This is a genomic window from Paenibacillus pasadenensis (assembly GCF_023715725.1).
GTDB lineage: Bacteria > Bacillota > Bacilli > Paenibacillales > Paenibacillaceae > Paenibacillus_O > Paenibacillus_O pasadenensis_A.
Map to the genome: position 1 here is coordinate 595,643 of NZ_JAMBOT010000001.1, position 17,866 is coordinate 613,508.

Here is a 17,866-nt window from a genome sequence, read left to right on the forward strand (position 1 = left end):
TAAGGCCATTTCGGCGGCGCTTCTCGGAGAGGATGCATGGCTGGGTTCCGAACGCCGGCTTGCAGCACAATGGCCGGCTCTCTGGGGATCTTTCCCTCAGCTTGCTTGTTCTCGTCAATGAAGTTGCTGTTCCCATTGTTGGTCAATCGATACCATTTCTATACTTGGTTATACCCTAATCCGGCAAAAGGTGTCAACCATCCTCCGTGTTTGCCTCTTCGGCGGCTTCGTTCATGATCTCGTGAAACCTTAGCAGAACAACAGCCGCTTCGGCTCGAGTGGTCTTGGATACGGGTTCGAAACGGCCGTTCCAGCCCATCATCAATCCGCGTTCGGAGAGCGCAGCGATATAAGGTTTGGCCCAAGACGGTATAGAAGACGCGTCGCTGTAGGCAAGAGACTCCCCGTTTCCAGCCGGCCATTGCATGAGCCTAACCACAGCAGCAGCCAGCTCCGCCCGGGTCATTGCGGACCCAGGCCGGAATGTTCCGTCTTCATATCCTTCCAGCAATCCCGCTTCCCTGCTTCGGCCGACGGCGTCAGCAGCCCAATCCGGTATCGAGGACTCGTCTTTATATGCCTTGGCTGAGGCCGTGACGTTTCCGCCCCTTGTCTCGGTGCGCTTATGGAGCTCGGACAACCGGTTCAGCATAACGGCCCACTCCGCGCGTGTAACAGGCTTTTCAGGCTGGAACCGCCCTTGTTCATTTCCTTGGATAATCCCAAGCTTTTCTGCTGCAAGAAGATCCGTCTCTGCCCAATGTCCCCGAATGTCCTTCAAGCTTGACGTCCCGTTCTCCTTCGCTTCCGTCTTGCGCATGAGATTCAGCTCGTACGTTCTAGCGACTCCGTTTTCAGCGGTTACTTGAATCCGCACCGTGTTAAAGCCCGGCAGGAGTGGAAGCTTAGGCTCGAACTCAGTCTTTTGACCGTTTATCGTTATAAAAGCTTCCTTGCTCTGGGGCTCAAGCTTGAGAACAACCTCTTCCCCTTCCACATCAGACTCATAACGCAGCGTTTCAGTGTTGAATGCAGGCAGCAGCTCAATGGCCGAGTCTCCATCGATCAGCTGGAGCTGCTTCAGGCGGTTCTCACCCGATAGAGGAGGCTGGTATGCTGATCCTCCTTGCTGTGGAGGAGGCGTTCCCTCTGGCAACGGAGTCGGAGTCGTCTCCGGCTGAGGCAGCGGATTTGTCAGCCCTTCAGCTTTCAGCTCAGGACTAGTCCCATTTGCTGCATCAACAGCAACGACAGCAAGCTTATACTTCGTATCAGGAGCAAGGCCGTCCAATCGATAGCGGTGTACATCGCCCGCTACTGTAGCCGCCAGACCGCCGTCCTTGAAAATCCGGTATTCGCTGATTCCCCTGTTATCATTAGCTTCGGGCCAGCTTAATTGAAACGCCTCATGAGTAGCTTCGCTTACAGACAGCATAGATCCGCCGGGCCATGAAGGATTTTCCGTATCCGGTATGGGATCGTTTTCCACGATGGTTACCTCTGACTCCACAATTGCTCCAAGTGATGCGCCATTAGTCGGTCCGCTAATCCGGACGATAAAGGTTTTGTCGCCTTCATATCGGGCATTATCCGTAATTGGGATGTGAACCGTTTGGCTCGTTTCACCTTCCTGAAATAATATCTGCCGATCCACAGTTCCATAATCCAATCCGGCAACCGCCGAGCCGTCGTAGGACTGCAATCGAACAGCCGTCTGCCCGTACGTGCCGCCCGTTCTGTATACCGTCAATGCTACCGTCCCTGCTGCTTCGTCCACTGTTTCCTCAGGGGACGCGAGCTCCAGTACGCCGTCAGCCTTGCTGAGCAGCACGTTTATGAAATTGTACTTACTAAGTGCCAGATCCGCTTTTCCATCACGGTTAAAGTCTGCGGCACCCAGCGAATTGCCGTTCACCCCATCGTAGCGGACCGCCGCGTCAAACGTGCCGTCACCTTTGCCCGATAGCAGGTAAAATGCGTTTTCGGATTGGGATTGCGAGGCGAGATCCATATTGCCGTCACCGTCAAAGTCTCCAACAGCGACATCAAGCGAAGAGATCCCTCCCGGATAAAATACAGCAGGCGCAAAGGTGCCGTCCGAATGGCCGAGCAGGATGTCCACGCCGCTGTTCCCGTTGCTGGCGACCGCAAGATCCGGTATGCCGTCTTTATTAAAGTCGGCTGTTTCGGGGCTGACCGGACTATTACTTACCGCAAAAGCTGTTTTCTGAAAGCTTCCTCCGTTTCCATCTCCGTACAAAACCGTCACGCTGGCCGAAGCGTTGTCCGCAAGCGCCAAATCCAGGTTCCCGTCTCCATTAAAATCTTCGGCGGCAATACCTCTGTTGCTGCTTCCGGCAGCAACGGGCGCCTGAATGTCAAAGGTTCCAGAAGCATTTCCCAAAAGTACATACACGTTATTGGTTGATATTGTTGCCGAGACAAGGTCCGTTAGGCCGTCTCCATTGAGGTCTTCAGCAACAACGTCGTAAGTATCCGGTCCCCCCGGTCCAGAGGATTCGAGCGTATATACCTCACTGGCCGTAAATGCACCGGTACCGTCGCCGTGCAGGATATGCAGCTCCGCATTCTGCAAAACTACAGCAATGTCAGCGTTGCCGTCCCGGTCAAAGTCTGCGGAAACAGCCGCTCTCGGAATTCCAGGAAACGAATACTCCATCCCCTTTACAAATGTCCCGTCTCCTTTACCGTTCAAGACGCTCAGTTTATTTGTTGCAGCATGGAGCAGCAAAAGATCCGTAACTCCATCCTGCTGTACATCTGCCGTTTCAAGTTTGCTTACGAGCTCAGCTTCCTGATAAACAGCAACGTTTTGAAACTTTGGCTGCGCGGCATAAACGCCTGCTGGAGCCACGAGAAGCGCCGCGCTTGTGCCGGCCAACAGCCATTTTTTGAATAATAATTTCATGATAATCCCTTCCCTAACGAAATATGGATAATACTATAAAAAAACAAAAATCCCCCGGTGTCGGGGGACCAAACTTTAGCGGCTGGATTGTTCAAGCGTCAAGCTGCTCGCCGCATTCTCCAGCTTGTCCCATCCGTCCTGGGACAATAGCTCAAGCTGCGCCTCTACAAGCGTGCGGAAGCGGGTGCGGTAAATGGAAGCCTGCTTCTTGAGCTCCTCCACCTCCAAAGATACTTTGCGGGATTTCATCAAGGAGTCGTTCACGATCCGTTCGGCATTTTTCTCCGCTTCCTTGATGATGAGCTGCGCCTCTTTTTTGGCGTTGTGCTTCACCTCGTCGGCAGCTTCCTGAGCGACGATGATCGTTTTGCTGAGCGTCTCTTCGATATTGGAAAAATGATTCAGCTTCTCCTGCAGATTAAGAATCTGATTTTGCAGATCCTTGTTCTCACGAATCAACGACTCGTAATCCTTAATCACCTGGTCCAGGAATTCGTTAACTTCGTCCTCGTCGTAACCGCGAAGTCTTCTCCCGAACTCCTTATTATGTATGTCCAATGGCGTCAGCGGCATTGGGGCACCTCCTGCTTGAATGGATTCCTGATGTCTGGGCCGTCCATGGTGTGGCTTATTCATTTCGACAGGTACAGGCAATTTCCTGCAAAATTCACACGCCGCGAATAAAAAAGACGTCTCCCTCTTTATCGGCAGCAAAGGGGGATTCGTTCAGTGCATGAAACCTGTAAAAATAAGGATGGCCCGTGACCCGGCCATCCATGATTACACATATTTACCCGCTTTGACGCGAATCCGGCCTTTTTTGGTCACGCCATCCACCTCAAGCAGCTTAAATCTTCCCAGCCCCTTGATCGATATGACGTCTCCCTCGCGAAGCGGCTTTGAGGGGTCCTCTTCCGCCTTCCAATTGACGCGGCAGCGCCCGGCGCGGATCGGATCGACAATTTTGGCTCGGCTAATGCGGTACACATCGCTGGCGATACCGTCAAGCCGCAGCGAAGCGACAGTGAATGACATCTCTTCCATGCTCGACTGCACAGGGCGAAGCTCGGCAAGCGGCTGAATCTCAGTCAGCACGTTAACCCGATGCACCTGACGAAGATGGACATTGAGGAATTCCGCAATTTCCTCCGCCGCAAGCAGCTGGGCTCCCGCCTCTCCGACATGAATGTCGCCAATCCGGTCGCGCTTGATGCCAAGCCCGAGAATCGCACCCAAGTAATCGCCGTGATCCAGCTCCAGATGCCCGCCTGAAGGCGCCTCGATGTTCAGCACAACGATTCCGATCTCTTCCGCTTCTAAGTACCGGTACTCTGGAGCAATGAGCGCCCGTTTGCGCTCCGCTCCATCGTAGCCTCCGTCCAGCCGCAACGTAATAGCTGGTTCCCGGTTCGCGAGCGACTGCAAAATGCCCTGCTGGCGTGGATCTAAAAAATCGGTCCGCTTAAGCTCATGGAGCCCAGCGGACCTCTCGACCCATTCCAGCACACGGTCCACAAACGACCGTTCCTCCGGAAGGAAGTGATCATAAAATCCCGACATTAGGTTAAGCTCCTACCAAAAAGTCAATGACGCCGACTATGCCGTAAGCGACAAAACGGAGCGCGAGCAGAGCTACGATCGGGCTTAAATCCAGCATTCCGCCGATCGGCGGAATAAAACGGCGGAAAATACTGAGATAAGGCTCAACCAGCTTGCCAATGAACTCTCCAATAAAGCTGTCACGAGCATTGGGGAGCCAGGATAGCAAAATATAACCGATGATCAAAAATCTGTAGATCGTCTCGATGTTGTATATCAGGCCTTCGTAGTCGAACAACGGTTATGTCACCTCATCTTTTTCTATATTCTTCGTCTGCGAGCATTTCCGTTATGGTGCCCTGAACATCGACCGAATCCGGCGTACATAAGAAAATATTTGGACCCAGCTTGGAGATATGGCCATTCAGCGCATATACCGTGCCGCTCAAAAAATCTACGATGCGGACAGCAAGATCGGTGCGAACCCGCTGCAAATTCACGATAACGGAGCGGCGGTTGCGCAAATGATCCGCGATATCCTGCGCCTCGTCATAAGAACGCGGCTCGCTCAGCACGACACGCATATTTTTTTGGGAATGAATGCTGACGATGTTACTGCCTTTGGAGTGTTTACGCATATCCGCAGGCGAGGTTTCAACTTCCTGCTGCTCCTCTTGCTGCTGCACCGCCTCGCGCTCGATAATCTCTTCCTCATCCTGCAAGCCAAGGAAATTCATGAATCGGTTCATCACCTTCACATCAGCTCCTCCTCTTTGCCCACCAAGATAGTTCCGAGCCGAACCCGGGTGGCGCCTTCTTCAACGGCCACTTCAAAATCATTAGACATTCCCATCGACAGCTCGGTCAGCGGTTCCGGGAACCAGCCCTGCCGATTCGCTTCGTCACGCAGCTCCCGCAGCCTGCGGAACACCGGACGAGTGAGCTCCGGATCTCCCTCATGCGGCGCCATCGTCATCAAGCCGACCGGACGAATAGCCGGATACTGCCGCAGCCCTTCCGCCAGCTCCTGCAGCCCTTCCGGGCTCAGACCATGCTTGGACTGTTCTCCCGATACGTTGACCTGAATGAAACAAGGCACCGTAATGCCGAGGCTGGCCGCCTTGCGGTCAATTGCTTCCGCGAGAGACAGCCTGTCCAAGGAATGGATGTATGTAAACTTGCCTACGACGTCTTTGGCCTTGTTGCTCTGCAGGGAGCCGATAAAATGCCAGACCGGCTTCTCCCGCTCGTCCGCTTCAGAAGATTCCCGCTCCAAAGCTTCCCACTTGTCCCGGGCATCCTGCCAGCGGTTTTCGCCTAAGTTCAAGCAGCCTGCAGCCAAAGCTTCTCTCGCCCGCTCAAGCGAAACATACTTCGTGACGGCAATTACGCTGACCTCGGACGGATCGCGCCCCGCCCGGCGGCATGCTTCTTCGATTCTTCTGTCTACCTCCGCCTTGCGCTCTGCGAGCGTCATCAGCGTCACCTGCCCTCCATGCCGATCCAGCTGGCCATCCGTCCCGTTGCTCCCCCCTCCATCCGGTGGGAGAAGAACAGATCCCGGCGGCAGCCGGTGCACCACTCCGATAATTCGATATGCGTCGGCAAAATTCCTGCTTTTATCATAATCTGTCGGTTCAGCTCTTTCAAGTTAATGAATCCATGTCCCGGTTCAGACGGGCGGATTACCTCCGCTTCGGCTGCAACGCCGGCTGTCTGAATCTCTTGCAGCAGCGGCCTGACCCGCGAGAGAACATTGTCGTCAACCTCGTAGCAGCAGTCGCCGATGGAAGGACCGATAGCCGCGCGGATATGCTCCGGCTTGCAGCCGTAACGCTCCCCCATCGCTTCGACGGTCAAACGGGCAATTTCCAGCACCGTGCCTTTCCAGCCGGCATGTGCAAGCGCAACAGCCCGGCGGAGCGGGTCCCAGAAATATAGGGGCACGCAATCGGCATAAAACGATACGAGCAAAACACCGGGCTCATCCGTCATGAGCGCATCCGTATCCGGCACCGCCGTTGTCCGGCTGTCCCTGCCGCGCCCCGCATCGGCCGCTCCGATTGCCTGCACCGCGCAGCCGTGCACCTGCTCGCCGCAGGTGAGCGCTTCGAAGCCCCAGTCAAGCGCCTTGGCAAGCCGGCGGCGGTTTTCCACCACGGCCGCATTATCGTCTCCTACATGAAGCCCCATGTTAAGCGATGACCATGGAGCGGCGCTGACGCCGCCGGCACGTCCGGTAAAACCTGCCGTCAGCGTCTCATCCTCTTTTACCCACGGATTCAACAAAAAAAGCGAAGCCTCGTTCGCTTCGTCCCGACTCCGTCTATGAACAAACGGTTCCATCCGGTCCTCACCTCGCCTTTCAGTGTACCATGAGCCGATAAATGCTGGAAAGCCGACTGCCTTCGCCTCGACCGGTTAATCCCGGCGCTGGAGCGGTTTAACCTGAATATCGTCATCCTCCAGATACGCTTTAGGGCTGGCGTTCTCCATTCTTACGAGCACAACGTCCGCACCGATTTTGACGATATTCCGCCACGGGATAACAAGCTCGGTCCCATTTCCGAACATGCCAAAAAACTTCGTAAAATGCGGCACAACGATAGAATCGATTCTACCCTGCCGCAGATCGATTTCCATATCGCTGATCTGACCCAGCTTTTTGCCGTCTACGATATTAATGACGTCCTTCGTCTGAAAGTCGGATATTTTCATAATCATAAGCCGCACTTCCCGTCCTTAGAAGTCTGATGAAAAACCGATGCAGGCTGCTTGATTCATTATATGAGCCAAGAAGTCGAATCAGCCCAGCGGACAGGAAAAAAGGCGCCGGACGGCGCCTTTTAAGTGCTAATGCGATAGTATACGGCTGAGATTGCTCAGGTTTTCACATGTTTTTGCAGCTGCTGAATGGCCGATTTCTCCAGACGGGACACCTGCGCTTGGCTAATGCCAATTTCGTCGGCGACCTCCATTTGTGTCTTGCCCTCGAAGAAACGCATCGACAAAATCATTTTTTCGCGTTGATTCAGCTTATGCATCGCCTCGCGCAGTGCAATCTCCTCAATCCAGCCGACATCCTTGTTGCGGTCGTCGCTGATCTGGTCCATGACATAAATCGGATCGCCGCCGTCATGATAAATCGGCTCAAACAGAGAAACCGGGTCTTGAATGGCATCCAGTGCAAATACGACATCCTCTTTTGGCACGCCGAGTGCTTCGGAAATTTCAAATATCGTCGGCTCGCGCGAATTCTGGTTCGTCAACGCATCCCTCACCTGCAGCGCTTTGTAGGCGATGTCGCGCAGCGAGCGCGAAACGCGGATCGGGTTGTTGTCGCGTAAATAACGGCGGATTTCGCCGATGATCATCGGCACCGCGTACGTGGAAAACTTGACGTTCTGGCTAAGATCAAAATTATCTATGGCCTTCATAAGTCCAATGCAGCCAACCTGGAACAGATCGTCCACGAACTCCCCGCGGTTGTTAAACCGCTGGATGACGCTCAGGACCAGCCTCAGGTTGCCATTGACCAGTTTCTCTCTGGCGGACCACTCGTTTTTCGTTTGGAGAGCGGTGAACAGCTCCCGCATTTCAACATTGGTAAGTACAGGGAGTTTGGCGGTATCCACTCCACAGATCTCGACTTTATTTCGGGTCAACGTGACTACCTCCCAAGGAGAAACATTAATAAGCATTATCTCCTCGGGCTTCATTTTTATTCCTCCTCAGGAAGTGAAGATCAGGTCCTATTTCCATCCCCGGAAGCGCCTTCAACCAAGCTCCTGTAAGGGATTCACTGCATAATTTCGGCTGTAAAAAAATATGCGGCAATCCGTTGCAAAAGAAAAAAATGCCGCAGGCTCGGCCTGCGGCGGGAATGAGATTTATTTGCCGTTGTTGGTGAAGATCAATTTCCATAGACGGTCTAAATCTGCTCTAGAATCCGTCCCTTCTATTTCCCCGCGATACAAAATTGCTTGCGTCGCTGCATCGTACACCGCTACCTTAGGAACGCGCCGATCTCGCCAGCTTACGTAAATAAGTCCATCCGCCAGCATAATATTCCTCGATCCCCGGTATTCAGTTGGCTCAAGCACTAAACGGTTAGCGGTTTGTTTTCCTGATAATGGGTCGATAAAATAAACGGCAGCTTGAGGGTTCTCCGCATAGTAAGCATACAGCTTGCCGCCATGCAGCTTGGGTTCAAGCCCGGTGCCGATGAGCTCTATCCCCTGACGAGGAAGCTCCCAGGTCGATCCGGTTGCGTAATCATATCCCATTATGCGCCGTTCCTTAAGCTTCGCAACACTGTTCTCTGTTTGCGCCAGTCCTTCTTCCGAGTCCTTCTGGTCTTGACGGTAAATGGTTTTAATATGGAACATGACTAGAGAGGACGCTTTAAATTCGCTTTCTTCGCTAATGAGAGAAACAGACGTTTCTGTGTAGGGCTCCACTTGTTCGGGACTGCGGTAAACTTCTATTCTTTCGATAAGCTTACCGCTGTTGTAGTCGACAATATAATCATAATAGATTGCCTTCCTGCCTTTGTTGCCCGAATACGGCGTATGAATCTCCGATACTAAAAAATGAAGGTTGCCAGCTGCACTTTGTACATCCTCCACTCTAACTCCCGGGCCATTGGGACCGGTAACTGTAGAATCTTCAGTTTCATACGGTATTTCGATCTCTCGCACGTTTCCATTCGTCTGTTCCAAAATCCTAATTTGAATAACAAACGGTTTGGAATTTACGCTCGCAGAGATAACGTTCTTATTGTCTTTATAGAAGGAATCACTGTATAGATGTCCTCGTATAAATGAACGATGCTGAACAATGAGCTCGTTACGTTCTAAGTAATGATCGTTATTCGCAACTAAGTCCGAGTATTGATTGAATAAAGCTCCCTTGTCCTGCCACTCAGCCTGACCATCATTTGATATACGGACGATTCCTGCTTCAAGAGCAAACCCCTTTAATACTTCGGCACTGCCCTTTTTGGTAACCAACTCGTATGGCGGAACGCGGTCTGCAAAAGCAGCGATGACAAAAGCGGCCATTATAACTGCTGTGCATGTCACAAGCCCAATGCTGAACGCATATCTTTTCATAGTTCCTCCTTACACCGTAACTTTTTTGCGCAGCAGCCATCTTCCAAGCCACAGCGACAGGGCGGCATTGAAGAGCATAAAAACAATCGATGCGATAAGAAACTCGGAAGGGTAAAAAAAGTAGCCGCCTCTTTCAGCCATCATCATGATCCAGACAATTAAAATCACTGTCCCCACCGTATAGGTCAAACCCGCAATAAGTCCCTTGAACCGGTAACAGCGCTCCAACAGCACTGTTGTGAACAGCATCAATACAAATACGGTTCCTATTCCGTAAACCAGAAAAAACTCCTGCAGCCGAACGGGAACGAAAATAACAGCTTTCCACATTCCAATCGTTTGAATTAATGTGTTGTACTCTCTTAGCTCAATCGGGATACGAATACGATACATGGCCATTTGTAATGCAATCAACACGACTTGCAATGCAACCAAGCTGAAAACAAAAATCATAATGGCAGTAAATTTGGATAAATACAGAGTAAAACGCGGATGCGGTAACATCAGTAAGCGGTATACAAAACTGGATTTTCCAAACCATTCCCGATACCAGATGAAAAAAATATATAGACTGAGAACCACAATGCAGGTCATTATCGGAAAAGTCATCAGGTTCTCATTAAAAGAATGAATCGAACCAAAACTCAATTTTGAATAACTTGCAGCATATTCGCTGAGCGAAATACCTTCAGCCGACATTCTCCGGTAAACATCGTTTAAGGATTTGGTTAATGACATCTGCATCCCAAGCAGCTGAACGACAGCCGTAAGCGCCATCAAGCCGAGCAGAATGAACCTGAACCGGTAAATCTCCATATGAACGAGCTTCAAATAAGTTTTCAAGGCCGGTATACCTCCCTCATCACATCGATAACCGACTTGCCTTCCGCTTCCCGCATCTCCTCGCAGTTGAAATCTTTGATAACATGGCCTTCCATCAAAAGCACCGCGCGGTCGATCAAATGCTCAACATCACGAATCTCATGGGTGGTAATTAACACTCCCCGATCCTCGACGAGCTGGCTCGTGAACACTTCAGCGATTAATTCGCGGCTGAACATATCGATGCCCGAGAACGGCTCATCCATCAGCACGTAGTCCACATCCTGAGCCATGCCGAGCACCAGATTGAATTTTGCCGCCGTGCCTTTGGACAGCCTGCCGATCCGCTCGCTGCGCTCCAGCCTGAAAAAGCTCATCAGATCCTCGGCACGCTCCGGGTTCCAGCGCGGATAAAAATCAGCCATAAACTGCAGGCCGTCGCGCAGCTTCATCGAGCCCGGCATCGTCAGCCGGTCCGGAATAAACGCAACCGTATGATAAATGTCATGTGTTATCGGCTGCCCGGCAATGCGGATGCTGCCGCCGTCCACCGGCGTCAAACCCATGATCGCCTTGAGAATGGTCGACTTGCCTGCACCGTTCAGTCCGATCAGACTTGTAATCTGTCCTTTTTCCACTTTAAAAGAAACGCCGTTCAAAACATGTTTGCGGCGGAATTTTTTGCGGATGTCGCTTATCTCAATCATGCCCCTCCTGCCTTTCCATCCGGCTGCCCGGCTGCCCCGGTATATTTCTCACGCACCAGCTCAACCAGTTCGTCTACAGGGGCGTCGAGACGGCGCACGGACTGAACAAACGCTTCCACCGCCTCGCCGAGCAGCTCGGAGCGAATCGCTTTTAAGGTTGCGGTATCGCTAGTAATGCGGCTTGGGGAATTGCCCTCGGTCAAGATCAATTTCTGTTCCTCCATTTCCTTGTAGGCCTTCTGCGCCGTGTTCGGGTTAATCTTCACGCGGGTGGCCAGCTCGCGCCGGGAAGGGACTGTCTGTCCAGCAGTCAGTCGTCCGGTAACGATCAGCTCCTTGAAATGGCGGACCACCTGCAGGTATACCGGATCCCGGCTGTTGAACACCGCCTCCGGCCATTCTTCGTTGTTCATCTCGCACCTCGCCTTAAAGTGTGTGTACTATGTAGTTCATACACTTGATAAGTGTATTATGCGTGCCATACACCAAAATTGTCAACATCTGTTTATCAATAATTTGGAAAATAAAAAGATGGAGCAAATCGCTTTAACACGATTTGCTCCATCTTGAAGGTTATTCCGACAAAAGCCGTGCAGAACTTTCTCATGCACAACTCAGTCCTTGCACTCTGCCATTAAGCCTGGCTCGCTTGAGCGACATGCAGACGGCTGTAAATGCCCCCCGCAGCGATCAGCTCCTGATGACGCCCTTCTTCGGCGATGCCGTTGCTGTTGACGACGAGAATGCGGTCCGCATTCCGGACCGTGCTCAGCCGGTGCGCGATAACTAGCGTTGTGCGACCAACGGAAAGCTCGGCGAGCGAAGCCTGAATCGCCGCTTCCGTCTCCGTATCCAGCGCAGATGTCGCTTCGTCTAAAATAAGAATCGGCGGATTTTTGAGGAACATGCGCGCAATCGACATACGCTGTTTCTGTCCGCCGGACAGCTTCACGCCACGCTCGCCGATGACGGTGTCCATACCCGCCGGCAGCGAACGAATCAGCTCGTCAAGCGAAGCTCTGCGCGCCGCATCCCAAATCTGCTCTTCCGTCGCGTTCAGGTCGCCGTAGGCGATATTTTCGCGGATTGTGCCCGAGAACAGGAACACATCCTGCTGAACGATACCGATGTTGCGGCGCAGCGACTCCACCGTCACGTCGCGGATATCGCGGCCGTCCACCTTGATTGATCCTCCATCCACCTCGTAGAAGCGCGGAAGCAGGCTGCAGATGGTCGTTTTGCCCGCGCCGGAAGGACCGACAAAAGCAACTGTTTCACCGGGCTTGATGCTGAAGCTGATGTTTTGCAAAATCGGACGCTCCGATTCGTAGCTGAAGCTGACGCTGTTGAATTCAATCTCCCCCCGAACCGTATCCAGCTCCGTTGCATTCGGCGAATCCTTAATATCGGGATCGGTATCCAAAATCTCGCAATAACGGCCAAACCCGGCGATGCCTCTTGGGTATGTCTCGATGATCGCGTTGATTTTCTCAATCGGACGGAAAAAGACGTTCGAGAGCAGCAGAAACGCCAGAAACTCGCCGATCTCAAGACTGCCTTTAATGTAGAACCAGGCGCCAAACAGCAAAATCATAACCGAGATGAGACGCATCATCATGTAGTTAATCGTCATGCTTGCCGAAAGCGTTTTGTAGGCCATCAGCTTCGTCTTGCGGTAGTTTGCGTTTTCTACGGAAAACAGCTTGTTCTCATGCTCTTCGTTAGCGAACGATTGCACAACACGCATGCCGCCAACGTTATCTTCGATGCGGGCGTTGAAATTGCCGACATTGCCGAACATTTCGCCATACGTGCGGCCCATGCGCTGGCCGAAGAAAATAATCATCCATGCCAGTACCGGAATAATGATAAAGCTGATAATAGCCAGCTCCAGATTAATGTAAGCCATCAGGCCGAATGCGCCGATCAGCGTCATGACAGCGATAAAAGCATCCTCCGGACCGTGATGGGCCAGCTCCCCGATGTCGTTCAGATCGTTTGTCATACGCCCGATCAGATGACCTGTTTTGTTGTTGTCAAAAAAACGGAAGCTGAGCTTCTGAACATGGCCAAACAGATTGCGGCGCATATCTGTCTCGATGTTGATGCCGAGCATATGCCCCCAGTAGGTAACAATGTAGTTCAAAAGCGCTGTTAAGGCGTAAACGGCCAGCAAGCCGATTGAAGCCCAAACGATAATGGCCCAATTGCCCGAAGGCAGCAGGTCATCCACGAAACGATTCACCGCAAGCGGGAAGGCCAGCTCCAGCAGGCCGGCGATGACCGCACAGGTGAAGTCCAGAATAAACAAGCCTTTGTAAGGCCGGTAATGCGCAAAAAATCGGCGGAGCATGTCTTCACTCATTTCTGCATTTCTGCCTGAATTATTCAATAAAAACCTATACAAACCATTGTAATGATAATCCTTCTCAACGTCAAAGCTTTTTTACCTGTTCTTGGATGCATCAGCCTAAATAATTTTTCCCATCACAAAAAAGAGGCGCCGCAGCGCCCCTCCCATTATTTTGCCCCTGCTTGGAGCAAAATTTGTTCCATTTCCTTTAAGCCTTTGCCCCGCGCATGCTGCAGCGGTGTAACACCTTCAGAATCCGCAAGGTTCACGTCGGCTCCATGTTCGATCAGCAGCCGCAGCGTATCCTGCTGCTTCGTATTGCCGTTGTTCAGAATAATCGACTCCAGCAGAGCGGTCCAGCCCAGATTATTCACGTGATCCACATCAATCTCCGTTTTCGTAAGCAGCTCCTTTACAACTTCCGTATATCCGTGCTCGGAAGCCGGGATCAGCGCTGTTCCGCCATAACGATTGGTGATGGCAGGATCGGCTCCTGCTTGAATCGTAAGCCGCAAAATATCCAAATACCCTTCCGCTCCCGCATAAAGAAACGGCGTATTTCTCATGTCGTCTCTCATATTAACGTCCGCTCCAGCCTCTACCAGCACCCGGACCGATTGGACATCGTTGTTATAGGTAGCGATCATTGCAGCCGTTCTGCCTTTGGCGTCCTGCACATTGAGATCCGCACCCTCCTCAATGAGCCTTTTCAGAGCTGCAGAGTCCTTCTGCTGTGCCGCTTGCAGCAATTGCTCGTTCATGGTATCCGTTTCGCCTCCTTGATTGTTCGCGCTTCCTTCATTTCCGCCGCCCGCAGAGGAGCAGCCTTGAAGAATAAACATGCAGCCTATAACGATGATTAGCCATTTCTTCATGGAATCCCTCCTAGTTTAAGATGAAATGTGGAAAAGCGTATCCTTCCTGCATGTCTTAGTGTAGAGGATGATGCAAAACTCGCTCTAAAGAAAAGATAAACAAATCCTAAATAATGCCGGTGCATGGTAAAATGATGCGGTAAAGGAGGGGTGGCCTTGTACGACATAACAATTATCGGCGCAGGCGTGAGCGGAATTTTTGCGGCTCATACGTTAATGGAGCACAGCTCCGGCCGAGTGCTGCTGCTGGACAAGGGCAAACCTCTTGAGGAGAGGAGCTGTCCTCAGGAACGCGGCTTAAGCTGCGATTGCCGCGACTGCTCCGCCTATTGCGGCTTCGGAGGATTGGGGCGCTCGGAGGGCAAATATAATTTTACCGGCGATTTCGGCGGAGAGCTGGAAGAGATGTTTGGCCCTGAAGCGCTGGCGGAGCTTATGAACGAAGTGGATCGTGTTTTATGTCTCTATGGCGCGTCTGCTGCCGAGCCCTACCGGACCCATAGCGATAAGCTGGCTGACCGGGCTTCTGCGAGCGGGCTCAAGCTGCTGACGTCAACCGTCCGGCATTTGGGCACAAAGCTGAGCTCTCAAATGCTGGAAGGCTTCCAAACTGCTCTTCAGTCGGGAATCGATATGAGATTTGAAACAACCGTGAGTTCAATCGAGCAGCTCAAACGAGGAGAAGGCTACCGGCTTCATTTTCCCGGAGGAGATACGGTAGATACTAAGAACCTGCTGCTTGCGACGGGGCGAAGCGGCAGCGGCTGGCTGCCCGGAATTCTGCGGCCGCTCGGTCTGGAGCCCCGCGTCACTCGGCTGGATTTGGGGCTGCGGCTAGAAATGCCGGGAGGGCAACTGGATTCTATTTTGCAGGAGACGTTTGAAACGAAGCTTCGCTACACAGAGACAGAGTTTTCCGCAACAACCTACTGTATGAATCCAAACGGAGGCATCGTCCGCAAGAGGCAGGAAGGGCTTGTGATGGCAGACGGCCAAAATTTTCGTGAACGGGACAGCGGCAGCAGAAATCTTAACTTCAGCCTGTTCATTCCCCGTCATTTTGCCACGCTGGAGCTGGCCAACCAGTACGCCGCCAAAATAATCGGTGCGGTGAACCGTGGCGGCGAGCGGATTGCCGTACAGCGTCTAGCCGATCTGCTAGCCGGGCGCCGCACAACAGCTGCAGCGCTAGCAGCCAATTCAGTGCAGCCTTCTCTGGAGGCTGACCCGGCGCAGTTAACGGAAGAATTGCCAGTGCTATACATCCAGGCCACGCTGAAGTTCCTGGAGGCTTTGGAGAGGCTGCTCGGCTGTTCCATAAACGGCGATACGCTGCTGTACGCTCTCGACGGAAAATTTTATGCGCCAAAAATGGAGACAGATACTGACTTTCAGACGGCGCTGCCAGGATTATATGCAATCGGAGATTGTTCCGGACGGACGCATTCGCTGTCCCAGGCCGCTGCCAGCGGCATTCATGCGGCCCGGCGTTTACTAAGAGAGTGAGTCTAGTCCTTATTATTCAGTACGATATAAATGGCTCTTAAATCAAAAAAAGACTGCCTGTGTCACTCTCGACACGAGGCAGTCTTTTATGACGTCAAACCATTTTGTTGAATTCTTTGCGCAGCCGCTTGATAATGCGTTTTTCCAGACGAGAGATATAGGATTGCGAAATGCCGAGCTGATCGGCTACGTCCTTCTGGGTTTTTTCCTCCCCGTCGGCAAGCCCGAAGCGCAGCTCCATAATGATGCGTTCCCGCTCGGTAAGCTTGTCAAGCGCTTTATGCAGCAGCTTGCGGTCAACCTGCTCTTCGATATTGCGGTAAATCGTATCGTTTTCCGTACCGAGAACATCGGACAAGAGCAGCTCATTCCCGTCCCAATCAATGTTCAGCGGCTCGTCAAACGATACTTCGGTGCGCGTTTTGCTGTTGCGGCGCAGAAACATCAGAATTTCATTTTCGATACAGCGAGAGGCGTACGTGGCGAGCTTGATCTTTTTCTCAGGATCGAAGGTGTTGACCGCCTTGATCAGTCCAATTGCTCCGATCGATACAAGATCCTCGATATGAATGCCGGTATTCTCAAACTTGCGGGCAATGTACACAACAAGACGAAGATTACGTTCAATCAGCATGGCGCGGATGGCGCTGTCGCCTGTGGAAAGGCGCTCCAGAAGATATTCCTCTTCCTCGCGTGTCAGCGGCGGAGGCAGCGCTTCACTGCCGCCAATATAATAGATCTCCTGGCTTTTGAGCCCGAGCAGAAACAACAAGCGATAATAGTACAATTGCAGGTTCAGACGCAGCTTAACCATCATAGAATCCATCTCCTCGTATCATTGTTGTTCAGCCCGCCCGGTTCTCAACCAGAGAGGGATGTATAATGGCGCGGTAGGAACCGTCTGCCACCAGCTTTCCGCCGTCAAGTCCAATCAGCACCTTGCTGGACTCGCTCCGTATTCCGTCTCGTTCAATTACAACACCGTCCGGTTTCACCGCCAGCATGAATTGAGTGCCTTTGTTAATTCCCCGGTAAGGGACAAGGCGAATACGATCCTGCCACTTAAACTCGTCCTCTCCCAGCTCTGCCACAAGCCGGTCGACCTGGCAATCTCTAATGCCTTTCATCCATCCGGGCGGAATGTCTTCCTCCCATAACGAGGCTTCCATGACCATAACAGGCGTACGGGACAACGGATCATAGAGCTGGTTGCCCGTATCGACCAATCCCGTGCACCGATGCTCGGTGCCTCCGATAATGACCGTCACCTCCGCCAGATGCGTCAGCACAAGCTCCTTTTGCCTGCGCCCCGCTACGACGGATTTCAACAAGTAAAGCCCCATACAGACGATGCAAATGACGAACCAAGCTCCCATTTCCAACTGCGCGGATATTCCATTTTGCAAAAAACGCATCGTGCTCCATACCTCGTCCGATCCCGACAGAAGCAAATAGTGGATACCGAGCACAGCTCCCGCGGCAACAAAGTTGACGGCGTAAAAGGCTCCAATATAGCGGAGAAAGCTGCGTGTATCCTGATAGCCGAATGCGACGGCCAGCATGAGAAGCGAAATTGCCACCTTGACGATTACCGTGAACAGAAACGATAACGGCGGAAACAGCATCAGCACAACGTAAGCGGCTCCAATTGCAGCCGCAGCCAGCACGCGCAGCGGTCTGGCCCTCACTCCCCGAATCCAGGCTGTCAGCAGCAGCATGGAACCGTCTACGAGCATCTCTCTCAAAAACAGCACGTCGATATATACGGCCAGCGAGACTCACCTTCCTCTATCTGCTGCCGAAGCAGGATCGGGAGAACGAATGAACTCAGTATAGAGCAGGGTGCGATCAATGTCTGTCTAAACTTGCCGTACGAAGCCATCTATTTTTGTCGACTGCAGGCGGCTTGGAATAGATGAACTAGCTGTCGGCGTCCCTTCGGCATGGGACATTCCGGAGGAGAAGTAGAAGCATTTAAATAAAAAAACCGCCTCTTCCCGAAGGAAGAAGCGGTCGAAAAG

The 17,866-nt window shown here is 52.3% G+C and carries 18 protein-coding genes; 1 reads left to right on the forward strand and 17 read right to left on the reverse strand.

The window, feature by feature from the left end; translation table 11 throughout:
* Positions 1–193 precede the first annotated feature (193 nt).
* From M3223_RS02830 to M3223_RS02900, 15 genes are all read right to left on the reverse strand, one after another.
* Complete coding sequence (locus tag M3223_RS02830) at positions 194–2,929, reverse strand: FG-GAP-like repeat-containing protein (protein ID WP_251558722.1); 2,736 nt, start codon at positions 2,927–2,929, stop codon at positions 194–196.
* Positions 2,930–3,004: 75 nt separating this feature from the next.
* A complete protein-coding gene (locus tag M3223_RS02835) occupies positions 3,005–3,502 on the reverse strand; it encodes a DivIVA domain-containing protein (RefSeq protein ID WP_251558724.1) in 498 nt (165 codons plus the stop codon).
* A gap of 207 nt (positions 3,503–3,709) precedes the next feature.
* On the reverse strand, positions 3,710–4,489 hold the full coding sequence (locus tag M3223_RS02840) for an RNA-binding protein (protein ID WP_251558726.1): 780 nt from the start codon (positions 4,487–4,489) through the stop codon (positions 3,710–3,712).
* Positions 4,490–4,493: 4 nt separating this feature from the next.
* Complete coding sequence (locus M3223_RS02845; protein WP_251558728.1) at positions 4,494–4,766, reverse strand: YggT family protein; 273 nt, start codon at positions 4,764–4,766, stop codon at positions 4,494–4,496.
* Between the two features lie 13 nt (positions 4,767–4,779).
* Positions 4,780–5,226, reverse strand: a complete 447-nt coding sequence (locus M3223_RS02850) for a cell division protein SepF (RefSeq protein WP_251558730.1) — start codon at positions 5,224–5,226, stop codon at positions 4,780–4,782.
* Positions 5,223–5,945, reverse strand: a complete 723-nt coding sequence (locus M3223_RS02855; protein WP_251559800.1) for a YggS family pyridoxal phosphate-dependent enzyme — start codon at positions 5,943–5,945, stop codon at positions 5,223–5,225. Before M3223_RS02855 ends, M3223_RS02850 begins: the two co-directional genes overlap by 4 nt.
* Positions 5,946–5,950: 5 nt before the next feature.
* The gene (pgeF, locus tag M3223_RS02860; RefSeq protein ID WP_251558732.1) at positions 5,951–6,814 is read right to left on the reverse strand and encodes a peptidoglycan editing factor PgeF; all 864 of its coding nucleotides are present in this window, start codon (positions 6,812–6,814) and stop codon (positions 5,951–5,953) included.
* A gap of 75 nt (positions 6,815–6,889) precedes the next feature.
* Positions 6,890–7,186, reverse strand: a complete 297-nt coding sequence (locus tag M3223_RS02865) for a YlmC/YmxH family sporulation protein (protein WP_251559802.1) — start codon at positions 7,184–7,186, stop codon at positions 6,890–6,892.
* A 164-nt stretch (positions 7,187–7,350) separates the two neighbouring features.
* Positions 7,351–8,133 (reverse strand): RNA polymerase sporulation sigma factor SigG, encoded by a 783-nt coding sequence (gene sigG, locus M3223_RS02870; protein WP_251558734.1) that lies wholly within the window; start codon positions 8,131–8,133, stop codon positions 7,351–7,353.
* 225 nt (positions 8,134–8,358) lie between these two features.
* Entirely contained in the window at positions 8,359–9,582 is a 1,224-nt protein-coding gene (locus M3223_RS02875) for a hypothetical protein (RefSeq protein ID WP_251558736.1), read from the reverse strand.
* A gap of 9 nt (positions 9,583–9,591) precedes the next feature.
* Positions 9,592–10,425 carry a hypothetical protein gene (locus tag M3223_RS02880; RefSeq protein WP_251558738.1) on the reverse strand — a complete coding sequence of 278 codons (834 nt, stop codon included), beginning with the start codon at positions 10,423–10,425 and terminating at the stop codon, positions 9,592–9,594.
* Entirely contained in the window at positions 10,422–11,111 is a 690-nt protein-coding gene (locus tag M3223_RS02885) for an ABC transporter ATP-binding protein (RefSeq protein WP_251558739.1), read from the reverse strand. The genes M3223_RS02880 and M3223_RS02885 overlap by 4 nt, the downstream gene beginning before the upstream one ends.
* The gene (locus M3223_RS02890) at positions 11,108–11,524 is read right to left on the reverse strand and encodes a GntR family transcriptional regulator (protein WP_251558741.1); all 417 of its coding nucleotides are present in this window, start codon (positions 11,522–11,524) and stop codon (positions 11,108–11,110) included. Before M3223_RS02890 ends, M3223_RS02885 begins: the two co-directional genes overlap by 4 nt.
* Positions 11,525–11,745: 221 nt before the next feature.
* Positions 11,746–13,464, reverse strand: a complete 1,719-nt coding sequence (locus tag M3223_RS02895) for an ABC transporter ATP-binding protein (RefSeq protein WP_251559804.1) — start codon at positions 13,462–13,464, stop codon at positions 11,746–11,748.
* 167 nt (positions 13,465–13,631) lie between these two features.
* The gene (locus M3223_RS02900; protein WP_251558743.1) at positions 13,632–14,339 is read right to left on the reverse strand and encodes an ankyrin repeat domain-containing protein; all 708 of its coding nucleotides are present in this window, start codon (positions 14,337–14,339) and stop codon (positions 13,632–13,634) included.
* 156 nt (positions 14,340–14,495) lie between these two features.
* Here M3223_RS02900 and M3223_RS02905 point away from each other — a divergent pair, with 156 nt between their 5' ends.
* A complete protein-coding gene (locus tag M3223_RS02905) occupies positions 14,496–15,845 on the forward strand; it encodes an NAD(P)/FAD-dependent oxidoreductase (RefSeq protein WP_251558745.1) in 1,350 nt (449 codons plus the stop codon).
* 94 nt (positions 15,846–15,939) lie between these two features.
* Here M3223_RS02905 and sigE read toward each other — a convergent pair whose 3' ends face one another.
* Complete coding sequence (gene sigE, locus M3223_RS02910) at positions 15,940–16,662, reverse strand: RNA polymerase sporulation sigma factor SigE (protein ID WP_251558748.1); 723 nt, start codon at positions 16,660–16,662, stop codon at positions 15,940–15,942.
* Positions 16,663–16,690: 28 nt separating this feature from the next.
* Positions 16,691–17,617 carry a sigma-E processing peptidase SpoIIGA gene (gene spoIIGA / locus M3223_RS02915; protein ID WP_285891132.1) on the reverse strand — a complete coding sequence of 309 codons (927 nt, stop codon included), beginning with the start codon at positions 17,615–17,617 and terminating at the stop codon, positions 16,691–16,693.
* Positions 17,618–17,866: the final 249 nt, after the last annotated feature.